This window comes from Aquabacterium sp. (assembly GCF_016195855.1).
GTDB lineage: Bacteria > Pseudomonadota > Gammaproteobacteria > Burkholderiales > Burkholderiaceae_C > Aquabacterium.
Map to the genome: position 1 here is coordinate 127,204 of NZ_JACPYU010000008.1, position 15,499 is coordinate 142,702.

The window sequence follows — 15,499 nt, forward strand, 5'->3', positions numbered from 1 at the left end:
GAGGCCCCCATGCTCACCCACGCCAGCACATTGCACCGCACACCTGCACGGGGCGCCTGCCCTTTGTGGCAAGGCCTGCGTGCGCGCAGCCTGCAGACCGTGGCCGTGATGGGCATGAGCAAGAACACCGGCAAGACCGTGTGCCTCAACCACCTGCTGCAGCAGGCGCAGCAGTACAACCTTGCCGTGGGGCTCACCTCCATTGGCCGCGATGGCGAAGAGCGCGATGAGGTGTTTGCCATCCCCAAGCCGCCAGTCAGTGTCACGCCAGCTTGCCTGGTTGCCACCGCGCGAGATACGTTGGTGCGCGCCAAGGTGCGCACCAGATTGATCGGCTCTACCGGTATCGACAGCCCCATGGGCGAGATCCTGATCGTCAAGGCGCTGGAGGCCGGTGCCATGGAAGTGGCCGGCCCTTCGCGCAGCCAGGACCAGCACACCGTGATCACGCTGCTCAAGCAATGCGGAGCCGAGCTGGTGCTGCTTGATGGCGCACTGGGCCGCAGCCAGCATGCCTCCCCCGCCATCGCGGACGGCGTGATCCTGGCCACCGGCGCAGCCCTGGGTGGCGGCATGGGCGACGTGCTGCGCAAGACGCGCGACCGCCTGGCCATCCTGGGCATCGCGCCGGCTCCTGCTGATATGGTGCAGCGGGTTCAAGCCACCTTTGTGCAAGGCGGCGTGGGCGTGTGGGACGGGCAAGGGCGCAGCCTGTTCAACGAGCCCATTGCCAGCCTCAATGCAGGCCCGGTTTTGCTCGCCTTGCGGGCCCAGATCAAGGGCGAGGGCGGCATCGCCATGCTCGCCGTCTCCGGCGCTGTGGGCCAGATGCTGTGGCGTGCCGTGTCGACCCTGCTGGACCACCACCCCGGCCTGACCTTGGTCGTGGCCGATGGCACCAAGCTCTTCATCGATGCGGCCGATGTGGCCGCGTTCGAGCGCCGCGGAGGCCGGCTGCTGGCCATGCGGGGCATCCGCCTGCTGGGCGTCACCCTCAATCCGTTCTCGCCCTATGGCGGCAGTTTTGACGCGCGGGCCTTCGTGCATGAAGCCCGCACGACCTTGCACGAGCACCTCGTCACCGATGTGCTGTTGTTTCAGGAGGGATCATGAGTCACCTCACGCTGGACCAGGCCCAGATCGACCGTGCGCGCGACATGGCACGCCGCATCGCCCATCAGGTCTACGACGACATGCAGCGCTTCACCACCACCTCGGTGGAGCGCGCCACCCTGCGTCTCATGGGCGTGGATGGTGTCGATGAGAACCAGGTGCCCTTGCCCAACCGCCTGGTGAGCCACCTGCAAGCGCAAGGCCTGCTGCAACAGGGCGCGGCCTTGCCCGTGGCCGCCGCCATGGCCGAACACGGCCTGGGCATCCAGCAAGTGGCCCAGGCCGTGGCCAACGGCCAGCTCAGTCTGCAAGGCCCGCAGGGCAAGGCCAGCGAGGCCACCGCACGCCGCGCCGCCGATGAACTGGCCGCACGCACCTGCAAGCGCATCGCTGCCAACCGCGCCACGCGTGATGCCGCCATTGCACAGTGCGGCGAGGCCCGCACGCCCTGGCTCTACCTCATCGTGGCCACCGGCAACATCCACGAGGACATCGTGCAGGCCCGCGCCGCGGCCGAGCAGGGCGCTGACGTCATCGCCGTGATCCGCTCTACCGGCCAGAGCCTGCTGGACTATGTGCCTTATGGCGCCACCACCGAGGGCTTTGGCGGCACCTATGCCACGCAAGAGAACTTCAGGCTCATGCGCGCAGCGCTGGATGAAGTCGGGCAAAAAATAGGTCGCTACATCCGCCTGACCAACTACTGCTCGGGCCTGTGCATGCCCGAGATCGCCGCCATGGGCGCCATGGAGCGGCTGGACATGATGCTCAACGACTCGATGTACGGGATCATCTTCCGCGACATCAACATGCAGCGCACCTTTGTCGACCAGTTCTTCTCGCGCATGGTCAACGCCCACGCCGGCATCATCATCAACACGGGCGAAGACAACTACCTCACCACCGCCGATGCCTGTGAAGCCGCCCACACCGTGCTGGCCTCGCAGTTGATCAATGAGCAATTCGCCTACCTCTCAGGCCTCCAGCCCGATCAGATGGGCCTGGGCCATGCCTTCGAGATCAACCCCGAGCTGGAAAACGGCTTCCTGTGGGAGCTGGCCCATGCCCAGCTGGTGCGCCAGGTCTTCCCCGAGGCCTGCCTGAAGTACATGCCGCCCACCAAGCACATGACCGGCAACATCTTCAAAGGCCACATCCAGGATGCGCTGTTCAATGTGGTGAGCGTGCTCACGCAGCAGAACATCCACCTGCTGGGCATGATGACCGAGGCCATCCACACGCCGCTGATGCAGGACCGCTTCCTGGCCATCCAGAACGCGCGCTACGTGTTTGGCAACCTGCGTGATCTGCACGATGAAATCCAGTTCACCCCTGGCGGCCAGATCGAGCGCCGCGCCCAGCAGGTGCTGGCTGAAACCGTGTCCCTGCTCGGCCAGATCGAGCAAAGCGGCCTGCCCGCCGCCATCGCCAAAGGCACCTTCGCCGACATCTCGCGCACGCTCACCGGCGGCAAGGGCCTGGATGGCGTGATCCCCAAGGCGGGCAACTACCACAACCCCTTCCCGGCGCAGATGCTGCCGGAATCCGCACAGGCGAAGCAGGAGCACACATCATGAGCGATGCCCTGAATCATGCTTCCCCCGCGCCGCAATGGGTCAAGCCCTACGGCGACACCCTGGACGATGGCCGCATGCAGCTGTCGTTCACGCTGCCTGTGCCTTTGAGCGACAACGCCAAGGAGGCCGCGCGCCAACTGGCCTTGCAGATGGGCCTGGATGAGCCCTCGGTGGTGCACAGCGAGGCCATGGGTCCTGACTTTGCCTTCTTCGTGCTCTACGGCCAATGCCGCCACCGCGTGGACATGAGCCGCATCAAAGTGGCCAGGCCCGAGTTCGAGGTGCTGGACAAGGAGGCCATCAACGCGAAGATCGCCAAGCTGATGAGGCGCAAGATGGTGGTGGTGGGCGCCTGCATCGAAACCGACGCGCACACCGTGGGCATCGATGCCATCATGAACATGAAGGGCTTCAACGGCCACAAGGGCCTGGAGAGCTACCACGAGATCCGCGCCATCAACATGGGCGCGCAGGTGGACTCCGAAGCGCTGGTGGCCCGCGCCATCGAAGAACGCGCCGATGCCATCCTGGTGTCGCAGGTGGTCACGCAAAAGAACATCCACCTCGACAACCTCACGCGCCTGTCCGACATGCTCGAAGCCGAAGGCCTGCGCGAGCGGCTCATCCTCGTGGTGGGCGGCCCGCGCATCAGCCATGAGCTGGCCAAGGAGCTGGGCTACGACGCCGGCTTCGGCCCGGGGTGTTACGCCGAGAACGTGGCCTCCTTCGTCATCGAAGAGTGGGCCAGGCGCCATGCGCACTGATCAGGAGGCCACCATGGACCACACCAAAGACACCACCTTCACCAGCCTGATCCGCCTGCGCATGGGGGCGCACGATGCCCACTACGCGGGCCACCTGGTCGACGGCGCGCGGATGCTGCAGCTGTTTGGCGACGTGGCCACCGAGTTGCTGATCCGCAGCGATGGGGACGAAGGCCTGTTCGTGGCTTACGAAAGCGTCGAGTTCCTCGCGCCCGTCAGGGCGGGGGACTACATCGAAGCCGAGGGCCGCATCGTTGCGATGGGCAAGACCTCGCGCAAGATGGTGTTCGAGGCGCGCAAGGTGATCAGCGCAGCCCACGTGCCCGGTCAGCCTTCGGCCTGCGATGTGCTGCCCGAGCCCGTGGTGGTCTGCCGCGCCTCGGGGACCTGTGTGGTGCCAGCAGCCTGCCAACGCACGCCGGGCCAGGCCAACTAGGACCCATCACGACCCATCGCGACAAAGCGGGAGCCTCACCATGGACAAGCTCATCATCACCGCCGCGCTCACCGGGGCCGAGGTCACGCGCGCACAGCAACCCGCGCTGCCCATCACCCCCGAAGAGATCGGCATGGCCGCCGCCGAATGCGCCAAGGCCGGCGCCAGCATCGTGCATGTGCACGCCCGCCATCCCGATGGCACGCCCACGCAGGACAAGGCCGTCTACCAGCAGATCATGACCGAGGTGAAAAGACGCTGCGATGTGATCGTGCAGATCTCGACCGGGGGCGCCGTCGGCATGACCCCGCGGGAGCGCCTGGCGCCCGTGTTCTTGAAGCCAGAGATGGCCACGCTGTCCATGGGTTCGGTGAACTTCGGGCAAGACGTTTTCCTCAACCTGCCTGAGGACATCGCGCTGTTTGCCGCAGAGATGCGTGCACAAGGCGTCAAGCCCGAGCTGGAAATCTTCGACAGCGGCATGCTGGCCACGGCCAAACGCTGGCTGGCCAAGGGCCAACTGCCAAGTCCCGCGCACTTTGACTTCGTGCTGGGTGTGCCCGGTGGCATGGCGGCCACGCCGCAGGCCTTGATGTACCTGCTGTCCGAGCTGCCGGCAGGGGGCACCTGGACGGTGGCGGGCATCGGGCCGGCGCAGTTGCCCATGGCCACCATGGGCATCATGCTGGGCGGGCATGTGCGCGTCGGCTTTGAAGACAACATCTACTACCGCAAGGGCGAACTGGCGCTCAGCAATGCCCAGCTGGTGGCGCGCGTGGCCCGCATCGCGGCCGAACTGGGCAGGGCGGTGGCCACGCCTGACGAAGCCAGAGGCATCCTCGGCATGACGGCGGTCAACACAGTGGCCTGACGCCAGCGCGTACCCGTCAAAACCGTGCGGATTGCATGGTTCCTGGGTTGGCCGCCTTGCGTCTTCATACCCTGGCGGGTATGCTGGGTGCGCGCTTGAATGGCGCATCCCAGAGGAGACCAAATGAAATCTCAGATGCTTTCACTGATCCTGCTTGCGGCCGCGGGCACCTTGCACGCTCAAACCCAGGCCCAGGTGGCCAGCTCGACGCCCTCTGCTGCTTCGACCCCGGCCACGCCCGCGCCCGCTGCCTCGCCTGCCAAGCTCAGTGTCGGCCCCGTCGAGGCCTACGACGTCTCCCGCCTGCCTGACGATGACTATGGCCGCCTGGTCCGATACGGCAAGGATCTGACCGACCGCACCTTCGCCTTCATCGGCCCCGAGGTCAAGAACCCGAAGATGCGCTTTGCTGGCAACAACCTGACCTGCGCCTCCTGTCACGAGGCCTCGGGCACCAAGAAATTCGCCATTCCCTGGGTGGGGGCGCATGCAACCTTCCCGCAATACCGCGGCCGTGAAGACCAGATCAGCACGCTGGAAGAGCGCGTCAACGGCTGCATGGAGCGCAGCATGGCCGGCAAGCCTTTGCCGCTTGACAGCGTCGAGATGAAGGCCTTTGTGACCTACATGCACTTCCTGTCCAAGGGGATACCGGTGGGCAGCAAGGTGGAAGGGCAGGGCCTGCCGGCCTTCACCGCACCCAACCGCCGTGCCGATACCGTGGCCGGCAGCAAGCTGTTCCAGGACAACTGCGCAGCCTGTCACGGTCAGCAAGGGCAAGGCATCCGCGCGGGTGCGGTGGGCAGCGCCACCGGCTACACCTTCCCGCCGCTGTGGGGCAAGGACTCGTTCAACCATGGTGCCGGCATGAACCGCCTGCTGACTGCCGCGGCCTTCATCAAGGCCAACATGCCCTTGGGCACGGGTTACGAACAACCCAAGCTGACGGACGACGAAGCCTATGACGTGGCCGCCTTCGTGCTCAGCCATGATCGCCCCCTCAAGGCCCACACCGAGCGTGACTTCCCGGCGCGCTGGAACAAACCCGTGGATGCCGCCTTTCCGCCCTACGTGGATGGCGCCTCGGCCGACCAGCACCGCTTCGGCCCTTATCCGCCGCTGCAAGAAAACATGAAGAAGCTCAAGGACAGCTTGATGAAGAAGCCGGCCAAGTAAGCGTGGGACCCACCTCCCTAGTTTGAAGCACGAGGAGGGCTGTTCAGTCAGGCTTGCTGTTCGTACGATGGCGCACTCCGTCAGTCCCCGATGCTGACGGAACCCATCTGTTGCGGCCTTGACCCATCATGCAAACCATCTTCCAGCGCGGGTTGTACGGGGTGTGCTTGTTTCTGCTGAGCCTCGCGGCCTGGGCAGGCAGCACCCAATCCTTCACCTTCCACGCACAGAGCTACCAGGGCTCGCGAGATCGGCAGTACAAGGTCTACGTGCCATCGGGCCTGACCACGCCTGCGCCCATGGTCATGGCCCTGCACGGCTGCCAGCAAACCAACGACGACGTGCTCCAGGACTGGGGCCTCACCGCGGCCGCAGACCGCTTCGGCTTCATCCTGGTGGCACCCTTCATCACCAGCTATGACGGCTTGCGCAACACCAACTGCTGGGGCTTCTGGCTGGATGGGCACCGCCATCAGGGGGCGGGTGAGCCCGAAGACCTGCATCAGATTGCCAAGGAGGTGGAGGGGCGCTTCAGCGTGGACCCGGCTCGCCGCTATGTGACCGGGCTGTCCTCGGGCGGGGCCATGAGCGTGGTGGTGGCCGTCACCCACAACGAATACTGGGCTGCATCGGCCAGTGCCTCCGGCTTGCCCTATGGCGAGGACTCGGCCTCCGTGTCGTTCTCTGGCTGTCCGGGCTCGGCCACCTTCCACACCGTGGCGCGCGTGGTCAGCGACATGCGGACGGAGCTCAATGACGCCTATGCCATCCCGATGATGGTGCTCCAGAACAACAAGGACTGCACTGTGGTGCAACCGGCGGGGCGCAACATCCGGGATGCCCAGCTGAAGGCCTTTGGCGACGCCGCGCACGACACACCCACCACCGCACAGGCCGCCCAGACCGCCTGCACACCCGTGTTTGGTGATGACGATGCCTGCAAGCACACCCGCTACACGGTGGACGGGCAAAGCGGCAGCCGCTCGATCGTTGAAACCATCTTCTACGATGGCCCGATCGCCACGCCCAACCCGGATGACACCGACCATGGCCATTACTGGATCGGTGGTGCCAGCGGGCACAACGGCAAGTGGTCCTTGCAACGTGGCCCCAGCTACCCGGACATCGTTTGGGACTTCTTCTCGCGGCATCCGCGTGCCCTGCCCAACCAGCCTCGCATCACCCTGATGGGGCCCAACCCGCTGCGCCTGCAGATCGGGCAGCCCTTCACCGACCCCGGGGCCACCGCGACAGATGCCCAAGGCGCGAGCCTGAGTGTCAATGCCGATTGCGGCAGTGTGGACACCAGCCATGCAGGCCAGTACACGTGTACCTACCGCGCCACCGACGGTGCAGGCCACACCGCCTCTGCCAGCCGCGCCGTGGTGGTAGGGCCCAGCAGCAGTTGCGCGAAGGCCAGCAGCTCGCCCGCAGCCCACATCGGTGCCAAGCGCGCCAGATCAGGCGGGTGGTTCGGCTTGCGCGCACTCGCCAGCGGTGATGGGCAAGACATCGGTTTTGCCTGGAGCTTCTGGTCCAGCGTCACGCTGTACGAAGGCGATCCAGGGCGGTGGTACGTCAGTCCACCGGCAGGCTGCGCACCTTGATGCGCTGAACCGTCAACCATCAAACCCAAATCTGGAGGACCGCCATGCCAAGCCATGTTCACCGTGTTGCGCTTGTTCTTGTTGCCAGCCTGTGCGCACTGCCGGCGGCGCAGGCCTCGCCACCGCGTGCCAGTTGCGCCCAGGTGATGCGTGTGCTGGCTGACCAACTGGCCGATGCGGTCTGCGTGGAAAGCCCGGACCTCACCACCACCAACCCGCAGACCACCCCGGCAGACAATGCCCTGCCTGGCTTGCCACCTTCGGCTTTCACCCCCAGGGCCGACCGGGCCGTGCTGGTGGACATGGTGTCCACGCCGCCCGTCAAAACTCCGATCAACACGGTCGTCCCGGGCCTGCAGATCAGCGCACGCATCGCGACCGACCCATTAGGCCAGGCGCGCTTCGTGTTGCGCCTGCCTTTCAACTGGAACGGCCGCCTGGTGGTGGCCGGGGCTTCAGCGCAGCGCAGCGAGTACAACGGCGACTTTGCCTGGAGTGACTACGTGGTCCAGAAGGGCTATGCCTACGCTTCGCAGAACAAAGGTACCTTGAACTTCAAGATCAGCCAGGCGAGTGACCCCTTGGCTTGCAGGCTGAACCCCACATCCGGCATCTTCGTGCACTTCTACGATGACGACCCCGGGCAGGCCTTCACGCGCTGGACCGAGTTCATGATCGAGGCTGCCCGGCTGGCCCGACTGGGCATCAAGGGGGCATTCGGGCAAGGCCCGCACTACACCTATGCGGTCGGCACATCCAATGGGGGCTACCAGGTGCGCCGGGCCATCGAAGAAGCCCCGCAGCTGTTTGACGGCGGCGTCGATGTGGAAGGCACTTATGTGGACCAGAAAGCACCCAACCTGCTGGTCGACCTGCCACGCGCGGTGCTCAACATGCCCGATTACGTGAGCAATGGCCAGGATGCCAACAGCACCGCAGCCAGAAACATCCGCAGCGCGGGCTACCCCCCCGACATCGCCAGCACGGCGGCCGGTGGTCTTTCGTTCTGGCAGCGGCACGATGCCTCCTACTGGGAGCTGACCTTGTGCCAATGGCAAAAGCGGCTGGACCCGGCTTATGACAGCTATGGTGCGGGCCTGGCCAACTACGACTACTACCGGCGCCAGGCCGTGTCCGATATGGGGCAGCAAGTGGGCCGGATCGCCACGACGGGCGGCATCCAGCGGCCCCTCGTGACCGTGGTGGGCACCATGGATGCGCTCTTGCCCATTGATCACCATGCAAGGGCCTATGCGCGGGCCGTGCGCGCCAGGCTGCCAGATGGTTCGGGGCGCGCGGCCGGCCATCGCCAGGGCAGCTACCGACTGTACGAGGTACAGAACGGCAACCACATCGAGAGCTACAAGGCCTTCTACCCGCAACTCGAATACCTGTTGCCGCACACGCAGCGGGCGTTTGACCTGCTGGTGTCGCACGTCGAGTCTGGCTGGGCCCTTCCACCCGATCAATGCATTGCCAGGGGGGGCGCCATTGCATCCACGCCCCAGCAACCTGGCCATTGCGCCGAGTACCTGGTGGGGCCATGATGCGCACGGGTGGCCCAGGAAATGCAAGCCGCCCGGACATCGTTTTGATCACAAACAGAGGTGAGAAGCATGAACAGGGAAGCCATCGTCAGCATGAACATGTACCCGCAATGGGGCACCGAGCTGGGTCAGGCCTGGGTCGACTGGCTGGAAAGCCTTTTGCACCACAACAAGCTGCCGCTTTCGGGCGACGTGTCGCAATGGATCAGTGCCTGGGGAGAGGCGGTCGGCCAGATCGGCTTGTTCAACATCAACACGGTCAACTCCGCCAACCCTCGCCTGGAGCGGGACATCGGCATCAACTACAGCTATGGCAGGCAATTGGGGCGCATCCTGGATGTGTTGACGCCCATGGTGGCCACTTACGCGAACACGCCCGAGGGCAAGCAGCTTGACCAGAAGAAGTTGGGCGAATTCGAAGCCATGGTCGCTGACATCCAGAAATTGAAGGATGCCAAGGCGCCCTCCAAGGAGGACATTGTCCGAGACGTCAGCCGCTTGACCGACCAACTGACCGATGCAGAGCGAGACCGATTTCTGAAAGACCTGACCAAGGCCTTGTCTGTCACGCCCCGATTGGCCTGAGGCGGTGCATGCCTGCCGGTGCCCACTGATACAGGGCCATCAAAGCCAGGTGGCATTCAAGGCCTGCAATGTCAATCCACAAGGCTGGCCTGCATACAGCTGATCCAGCGTGGCCTTGAACAAGGGCTCATGTGGGTCGGCCAAGGCAAACAGCGTCATGCATGAGCGCAACTTGAGCTCATCGGGCGAGCCCATGATCTCGTGGGCCGACTTGCCCGGGTGGCTGGTGACCAGTTGCGTGCAGCGCATGAGCCGCTCGCGCAAGAGAGGGTGGGCCAGATAGGCCTGCGCGTCGGCCAGGTCCGCCAGGCCATAGCGCACCGCCATCTGGCTCCTGCCCAACGCCGCAAGCTGCGGAAAGACGAACCACATCCAGTGGCTCATCTTTTTGCCCGCACCCAGCTCCGCGTACACCGCGTCGATGCAGGTGGCCTGTGCTTGCAGGAAGAGCTTGGTGTCCAGCATGGCTGGATCTTCGCATGTTGGCCGGGCTGGCGAAAGCCACGCGGTAGACTCCTTGCCGACTATAGAAGAGGAACCCCCGATGAGCACCCTGCCGTCCTGCCCTAAATGCCAATCCGAGTACACCTACCAGGACGGCGACATGTTCATCTGCCCGGACTGCGCGCACGAGTGGAGCGCCCACGCGCCGGTTGAAGCCGCGGCCGAGGCCCGCGTCTGGAAGGACGCCCATGGCAACGTGCTGCAAGATGGCGATTCGGTCACCCTGATCAAGGACCTCAAGATCAAGGGCTCGTCCTCGGTCGTCAAGGTGGGCACCAAGGTCAAGAACATCCGCCTGATCGACGGTGACCACGACATTGACTGCAAGATCGACGGTTTTGGCCCCATGCAGCTCAAGACCGAGTTCGTCAAGAAGGCCTGATCGACAAAGCAACAAGGACCGCACCATGGCCGGACCCACCTCCGATTTCTGGCAGGCTCGATTCGAAAGCAAGCAGACGGGCTGGGACCGAGGCGGCCCAAGTGCCCAGTTGCTGGCATGGCTGGACAAAGGGCTGTTGCAGCCCTGTCGGATTGCCGTGCCGGGTTGTGGCAACGGCTGGGAGGTGGCCGAGCTGGCCCGGCGCGGGTTCGAGGTGACCGGCCTGGACTACACCCCGGCCGCGGTCGAAGGGGCCCGAGCCACTTGCGAGCGCGCCGGCGTGAAGGCCAGCATCGTGCAGGCCGACGTTCTGAGCTACACGCCAGTGCAGCCTTTTGATGCCATCTATGAGCAGACCTGCCTGTGCGCCATCCACCCCGACAACTGGTTGCGTTACGCGCAGCAATTGGGGAGCTGGGTCAGGCCAGGCGGCAGCTTGTTTGCCTTGTTCATGCAGATGGTGCGCCCGGCCGCAACCCAGGAAGGCCTCATCGAAGGGCCCCCCTACCACTGCGACATCAACGCCATGCGGGTCCTGTTGCCAGAGTCAAGCTGGATCTGGCCCAAGCCGCCTTATGACCAGGTACGCCACCCCCATCTGCCGCAGGGGCATGAGCTGGCGGTGCAGCTGGTGCGGCGCTGATCCGCGGGCTGCGCCGCCGTTCGCGCAGCCGGATGCGTGAGGTTCGCAGGCACGTTCTTGGTGTCGGCGCGTAACACCCTGGGCCACTCATTGGGCCCCTGATCGATAGGCCTCGATCCCGTTGAATTGTCCGTGGCTCATTCCTGGGCAGCTGGGTTTCAACCGCCACAGCGCGGTCGTTCTTTCCCAGGTTCCTTGCAAACTCTTACACCTCCTCCCGGGGGTTATAGCGCTTTGTTGTACTATCGTACCGGTACAGCAGTACAAACAAAAGAAAGTCCACGGGAATGCTTACGCTGAACATCCACGATTACACGGAGGTGTCGATTGACGGTATCGACCTTCGTCCTTTTGCGTACCCTGTTTACGCCAGGTTGCGCAAGCAATTTGATCGGGATGAGGTGTTCCTTCTCGAATCTCTGGGGCGAAATGCTGTCGACGCCAGAACTTCCATGGTGGGCGTGGCGCCATTCCTGACCATCAGTGCTTATGCAGGTCACGTTGAACTTCAGGCGGACGAGGCTTGTCTGAACGGATTAATGGCGGGTTTGAAGGGTTCATATCAGATTCATGACGGAATCATGAAAATTCCGCTTGAAGGCGATGGGGCCATCTGGGATGTATTGCGAAACATCGAACAGGCGATGACCTATCCTGCATCCCGGTCCGGGATGTGTCCGCTGATGTTTGGCTATTTTTCCTATGACACGATTCATTATGTTGAACGCATAGGGGATGCGCCCAAGGCCGAGTCTGCCCCACGAATTCAACTTAAATTGTATGAAACCATCATCACGCTGATGGAGCAGGGCTTCAGCATCCTGACCTACGCGCCCGGCAAGGCTCGCGTCCCCGATGCCGCCGAGTTGGCTCGGGTGGTCATGGGTATGGTTCAGGACGCACAGTCGCAAGCCACCGAGATGCCGCAGGTGCCGGTCAAGATAGCGGTGAACCGTGAAACCAGCAAGGATTCATACCTTTCAAAGGCGCGCATCGCCCTGGAGCACATCCGGATTGGTGACATATACCAGGTTCAGATCGGGCAGAAGATAGAGGTGGTTTCGCCCGCTGAACCCGAGGTCGTGTACGAGCGCATGCGGATATCGAACCCGTCGCCCTATATGTATCTGTTCGAGGTGGATGGGCGCACGGTGGTTGGCGCGAGTCCCGAACTGTTCGTCAGGATCGACGAGGGCGATATTCTGATGCGCCCCATTGCTGGCACGCTGGGCAAGAAGGACGGCCTGAACCATGACGCCGCAGCCCGGCATTTGAGGTCGGATGAAAAAGAGGTTGCGGAGCACATGATGCTGGTCGATCTCTGTCGCAACGATCTGCATCGCGTCAGCCAAGCCGAGTCCGTCAAAGTTTCAGATTTGATGGGAATCGAAGAGTATTCACATGTCTGGCATATGGTTTCCACGACGCGCGGAAAACTCGATGTGAAAAAGGATAAATATGATGTCATCGCAGCGTCATTTCCGGCTGGGACGATGACCGGAACCCCAAAAATCAGGGCGATGGAAATCATTCAGGAAAATGAGGACAGCGACCGAGGACTATATGCAGGTGCCGTGGGTGTATTGGGTGTCGGGGTCAACAAGATCAATACGGCGCTCTGCATCCGGACGGCCGTCCACCGAAATGGCATTTACTCCCTGAGGGCGTCCGCCGGCATTGTGGCAGATTCCGAGCCCGACAGGGAGTATCTGGAGACCTTGCATAAGATGGGTGCGGTTTACCGCGCGGTGACCGGGGAGGAATTGGTATGACGGTCTCCGTGACACTGATTGATGCCTATGACAGCTTTGTTCACATATTGGCAGGCTACTTCAAAGCCATGGGCTGCCGGGTCAATGTTGTTCGCAAGGATGCCGAAAACAGATTTGAATTGATTCGACCAGATCGATGCCAGATTTTGGTGCTGGGCCCAGGGCCGGGGCACCCCGGAGAATCAGGCTACCTGGAGTTGCTGCAACATAACGCGGGGCGGGTTCCAACCTTGGGTGTGTGCCTTGGCCACCAGGCGATAGGCATGTATTTTGGTGCCAAACCTCAATATGCGCAAAGACTCATGCATGGCAAAACATCTCCGATTGTGCATGATCAAAAGGGCGTATTTGATGGGTTCGCTCCCGAACCTTTGAAGGTCATGCGCTATCACTCGATCATTTTGAGCGAGGACGACTTTCCGAGTTGTCTTGAAGTGACGGCACGTTCGGAGGTCGACGAATATGTCATGGGCATACGCCATCGTAGCTTGCCCATTGAAGGCATTCAGTTCCACCCGGAAAGCGTGGGGACCGAGCGAGGCATGGATATGTTGGTCAATTTCATTAGAAAAAATACCTGAGAGGTGAGCATGTACGAAAAAAGCAGAGAGATTGATTTGTTCAAGTCGGCATTTGGCGAAATCGCCAACAGCTACCGAAGAGGTGGCCTGACGCTGGCGCAACTCAATGATTGGAAGGCGCATCAGCTGCGCCAGGTGCTGGCACACGTGCAGGCGCGGTCGCCGTTCTACGCCAGGCAACTGGCCGGCGTGGATATCGGCACGATCGGCTTGAACACGATGTCGCGGCTTCCTTTCACGACGAAGGATGATCTGCGCATCCAGATGGGCAACATGTTGTCCGGCACATACCGCGACGCGGCCTTCTATTACGAAACGACCGGCACAACCGGGCCCGCGACGCCATGTCCCAGGGATGTGAAGGAAAGCTTCGCCAGCAATTTGCAGTTGCGCTTTGCGTATGAAGACGTGGTTGCCGCGAACTTTCCGGCCCAGCATGCGCCCATTCTCGGCATTCTGGGCCCCTCCGAGGTCCACTCATTCAGCGACACCCTGGAAGAGATCGCCAAGGATCTGGGCATTTGCAGTGTGAAGGCCTGGCCGGGCTCGCCGGTGATCGGCTTTGACAAGTGCCTGTCCTTGTTGAAGGATCTGCAGATCGACATGGTCGCGACCTCGCCTGGGCAGGTCATGACCCTGGCCAAGGAGGCACGTCGCCGCGGCCTGGATCCCAAGCGCGACTTTTCCGTGAAGGCATTCATGCTGTCCGGTGAGTTGTGCACGCCTGAATTGGCCGCCAATCTCAAGAGCATCTGGGGTGCCGAGATCTACAACAGCCTGTACGGATCGCAGGAGGCCTTCGTCATTGCCTCGACCACGGCGGACAACACGCTGAGGCCGCATCTGACCAACTATGTCTTCGAGATCGTGGATCCCAAGACGGGTGAGGTGCTGGACAACGACCAGATTGGTGAACTGGTGGTGACCAACCTGGTTGCGGGCGTCAAGCCTTTGATTCGTTACCGCACTGGTGACGTCGTCCGCATGACCGATACCGGACATGCCGATCTGTACCGTCGGTATCGGTTGGAGGTGGTGGGGCGAGTCAAGGACAGCGTCACCCTCAATGGCGTTGATTACACCGCCGCACAGATCGAGGCGGCCATCATGTCCGGTGTCACGCAGTGCTATGGCTACCAGATCATCATCACCCACAAGAATGGCGAGGACGCCATCATCGCCAAGCTTGAACTTCCAGGCCGGCCCGAATCCGAATTGAGAAGTCTGGTCGACAGCATCGGTGCCAACATCTCCAGTCGTCTGGGGTGCAGCGGCACGGTGATGGGCGTCGAAGACCTCTCCGAGCACGTGAATCTGGGAGGGTGGATCAAGTGGAAGGCGGCTCGTTTGATCGATACCCGCGAAGCGCAAGAGGACGAGGGAGCGGGTGTGACCGGTGATCTGCTCAAGCGCCTCAATACAGCATGAACATCGAGGTCCGACAGATAACGGTGGGTAGCAGTCACTGGCGGCAATACAAGGCGTGGCGGGACCAGTACATCGGTGTCAACCCGTCTGACGAGCCTCAGTACGAGAGGCTGGAAGACCTGCGGGACGCCTGCTCTTTCCAGATGGGCTTCTATGCGGATGGGGCATTGGTTGGTGGTGTGCGGCTGACACCGCTGGGGCATGGCCTGACCTTGGGTGAGTCGCTGTCGCTGCTGCCCGCGTCATGGCAGAGCATGCGCCGCTACTTTGACGTGAACCGCCTGGTGGTGGCAGAGCAGGTGCGGGGATCGTCGATTTTTCTCGCCGGTTTGATCAAGAGCTTTTCAAGTGTGGCTGCGCGGTCTGCGGCCAAGGGCTACATCGCTTTGTGCTCGCCCAAGCTGGTGCCTGTGTACGAAAGAGTCGGGGCCACGCTGCTCGCGGATGAGCTGGCGTGTCCCACGATCAAGGGCAAGGTGTTCTCCTTGATCAAGCTGGATTTGACATGAACGA

16 protein-coding genes are annotated in these 15,499 nt (G+C 62.6%); 15 read left to right on the top strand and 1 reads right to left on the bottom strand.

What is annotated here, in order from left to right; translation table 11 throughout:
* The first annotated feature begins 9 nt into the window (after window positions 1–9).
* The 9 genes from HY019_RS07895 (at window position 10) to HY019_RS07935 (ending at window position 9,676) form a co-directional block, all read left to right on the top strand.
* Entirely contained in the window at window positions 10–1,113 is a 1,104-nt protein-coding gene (locus HY019_RS07895; protein WP_290689996.1) for a hypothetical protein, read from the top strand.
* Complete coding sequence (locus HY019_RS07900) at window positions 1,110–2,690, top strand: lysine 5,6-aminomutase subunit alpha (protein WP_290690001.1); 1,581 nt, start codon at window positions 1,110–1,112, stop codon at window positions 2,688–2,690. Before HY019_RS07895 ends, HY019_RS07900 begins: the two co-directional genes overlap by 4 nt.
* Window positions 2,687–3,454: an OAM dimerization domain-containing protein gene (locus HY019_RS07905; RefSeq protein WP_290690015.1), complete on the top strand. Its 768-nt coding sequence runs from the start codon at window positions 2,687–2,689 to the stop codon at window positions 3,452–3,454. The genes HY019_RS07900 and HY019_RS07905 overlap by 4 nt, the downstream gene beginning before the upstream one ends.
* 13 nt (window positions 3,455–3,467) lie before the next feature.
* The gene (locus tag HY019_RS07910; protein ID WP_290690027.1) at window positions 3,468–3,890 is read left to right on the top strand and encodes a hotdog domain-containing protein; all 423 of its coding nucleotides are present in this window, start codon (window positions 3,468–3,470) and stop codon (window positions 3,888–3,890) included.
* Between the two features lie 40 nt (window positions 3,891–3,930).
* A complete protein-coding gene (locus HY019_RS07915; RefSeq protein WP_290690029.1) occupies window positions 3,931–4,761 on the top strand; it encodes a 3-keto-5-aminohexanoate cleavage protein in 831 nt (276 codons plus the stop codon).
* A gap of 135 nt (window positions 4,762–4,896) precedes the next feature.
* The gene (locus HY019_RS07920) at window positions 4,897–5,937 is read left to right on the top strand and encodes a c-type cytochrome (RefSeq protein WP_290690031.1); all 1,041 of its coding nucleotides are present in this window, start codon (window positions 4,897–4,899) and stop codon (window positions 5,935–5,937) included.
* A 128-nt stretch (window positions 5,938–6,065) separates the two neighbouring features.
* A complete protein-coding gene (locus tag HY019_RS07925) occupies window positions 6,066–7,544 on the top strand; it encodes a PHB depolymerase family esterase (protein WP_290690033.1) in 1,479 nt (492 codons plus the stop codon).
* 44 nt (window positions 7,545–7,588) lie between these two features.
* Window positions 7,589–9,091: a 3-hydroxybutyrate oligomer hydrolase family protein gene (locus tag HY019_RS07930; protein ID WP_290690036.1), complete on the top strand. Its 1,503-nt coding sequence runs from the start codon at window positions 7,589–7,591 to the stop codon at window positions 9,089–9,091.
* 69 nt (window positions 9,092–9,160) lie between these two features.
* Entirely contained in the window at window positions 9,161–9,676 is a 516-nt protein-coding gene (locus tag HY019_RS07935; RefSeq protein ID WP_290690041.1) for a hypothetical protein, read from the top strand.
* A gap of 39 nt (window positions 9,677–9,715) precedes the next feature.
* Here HY019_RS07935 and HY019_RS07940 read toward each other — a convergent pair whose 3' ends face one another.
* Window positions 9,716–10,141 (bottom strand): DUF1810 domain-containing protein, encoded by a 426-nt coding sequence (locus HY019_RS07940; protein WP_290690046.1) that lies wholly within the window; start codon window positions 10,139–10,141, stop codon window positions 9,716–9,718.
* A gap of 79 nt (window positions 10,142–10,220) precedes the next feature.
* On the opposite strand from HY019_RS07940, the gene HY019_RS07945 reads away from it, so the two are divergent.
* The 6 genes from HY019_RS07945 (at window position 10,221) to HY019_RS07970 (ending at window position 15,495) form a co-directional block, all read left to right on the top strand.
* The gene (locus HY019_RS07945) at window positions 10,221–10,562 is read left to right on the top strand and encodes a zinc ribbon domain-containing protein YjdM (protein WP_290690048.1); all 342 of its coding nucleotides are present in this window, start codon (window positions 10,221–10,223) and stop codon (window positions 10,560–10,562) included.
* Window positions 10,563–10,587: 25 nt separating this feature from the next.
* A complete protein-coding gene (locus tag HY019_RS07950) occupies window positions 10,588–11,205 on the top strand; it encodes a methyltransferase domain-containing protein (RefSeq protein ID WP_290690051.1) in 618 nt (205 codons plus the stop codon).
* Window positions 11,206–11,492: 287 nt separating this feature from the next.
* Window positions 11,493–12,977, top strand: coding sequence for an anthranilate synthase component I family protein (locus tag HY019_RS07955; RefSeq protein ID WP_290690052.1), 1,485 nt, complete (start codon window positions 11,493–11,495; stop codon window positions 12,975–12,977).
* Window positions 12,974–13,558 (top strand): aminodeoxychorismate/anthranilate synthase component II, encoded by a 585-nt coding sequence (locus HY019_RS07960; protein WP_290690054.1) that lies wholly within the window; start codon window positions 12,974–12,976, stop codon window positions 13,556–13,558. The genes HY019_RS07955 and HY019_RS07960 overlap by 4 nt, the downstream gene beginning before the upstream one ends.
* A 9-nt stretch (window positions 13,559–13,567) precedes the next feature.
* On the top strand, window positions 13,568–14,986 hold the full coding sequence (locus HY019_RS07965) for an AMP-binding protein (protein ID WP_363302532.1): 1,419 nt from the start codon (window positions 13,568–13,570) through the stop codon (window positions 14,984–14,986).
* Window positions 14,983–15,495 (top strand): hypothetical protein, encoded by a 513-nt coding sequence (locus HY019_RS07970; RefSeq protein ID WP_290690058.1) that lies wholly within the window; start codon window positions 14,983–14,985, stop codon window positions 15,493–15,495. Before HY019_RS07965 ends, HY019_RS07970 begins: the two co-directional genes overlap by 4 nt.
* Window positions 15,496–15,499 lie beyond the last annotated feature (4 nt).

Bases quoted from the DNA above. Each gene is read 5' to 3' on its own strand.
- HY019_RS07935 (WP_290690041.1), top strand. From the start codon at position 9,161: ATGAACAGGGAAGCCATCGTCAGCATGAACATGTACCCGCAATGGGGC.
- HY019_RS07950 (WP_290690051.1), top strand. From the start codon at position 10,588: ATGGCCGGACCCACCTCCGATTTCTGGCAGGCTCGATTCGAAAGCAAG.
- HY019_RS07920 (WP_290690031.1), top strand. From the start codon at position 4,897: ATGCTTTCACTGATCCTGCTTGCGGCCGCGGGCACCTTGCACGCTCAA.
- HY019_RS07905 (WP_290690015.1), top strand. From the start codon at position 2,687: ATGAGCGATGCCCTGAATCATGCTTCCCCCGCGCCGCAATGGGTCAAG.
- HY019_RS07960 (WP_290690054.1), top strand. From the start codon at position 12,974: ATGACGGTCTCCGTGACACTGATTGATGCCTATGACAGCTTTGTTCAC.
- HY019_RS07965 (WP_363302532.1), top strand. From the start codon at position 13,568: ATGTACGAAAAAAGCAGAGAGATTGATTTGTTCAAGTCGGCATTTGGC.
- HY019_RS07895 (WP_290689996.1), top strand. From the start codon at position 10: ATGCTCACCCACGCCAGCACATTGCACCGCACACCTGCACGGGGCGCC.
- HY019_RS07930 (WP_290690036.1), top strand. From the start codon at position 7,589: ATGCCAAGCCATGTTCACCGTGTTGCGCTTGTTCTTGTTGCCAGCCTG.
- HY019_RS07915 (WP_290690029.1), top strand. From the start codon at position 3,931: ATGGACAAGCTCATCATCACCGCCGCGCTCACCGGGGCCGAGGTCACG.
- HY019_RS07945 (WP_290690048.1), top strand. From the start codon at position 10,221: ATGAGCACCCTGCCGTCCTGCCCTAAATGCCAATCCGAGTACACCTAC.
- HY019_RS07955 (WP_290690052.1), top strand. From the start codon at position 11,493: ATGCTTACGCTGAACATCCACGATTACACGGAGGTGTCGATTGACGGT.
- HY019_RS07910 (WP_290690027.1), top strand. From the start codon at position 3,468: ATGGACCACACCAAAGACACCACCTTCACCAGCCTGATCCGCCTGCGC.
- HY019_RS07900 (WP_290690001.1), top strand. From the start codon at position 1,110: ATGAGTCACCTCACGCTGGACCAGGCCCAGATCGACCGTGCGCGCGAC.
- HY019_RS07925 (WP_290690033.1), top strand. From the start codon at position 6,066: ATGCAAACCATCTTCCAGCGCGGGTTGTACGGGGTGTGCTTGTTTCTG.
- HY019_RS07940 (WP_290690046.1), bottom strand. From the start codon at position 10,141: ATGCTGGACACCAAGCTCTTCCTGCAAGCACAGGCCACCTGCATCGAC.
- HY019_RS07970 (WP_290690058.1), top strand. From the start codon at position 14,983: ATGAACATCGAGGTCCGACAGATAACGGTGGGTAGCAGTCACTGGCGG.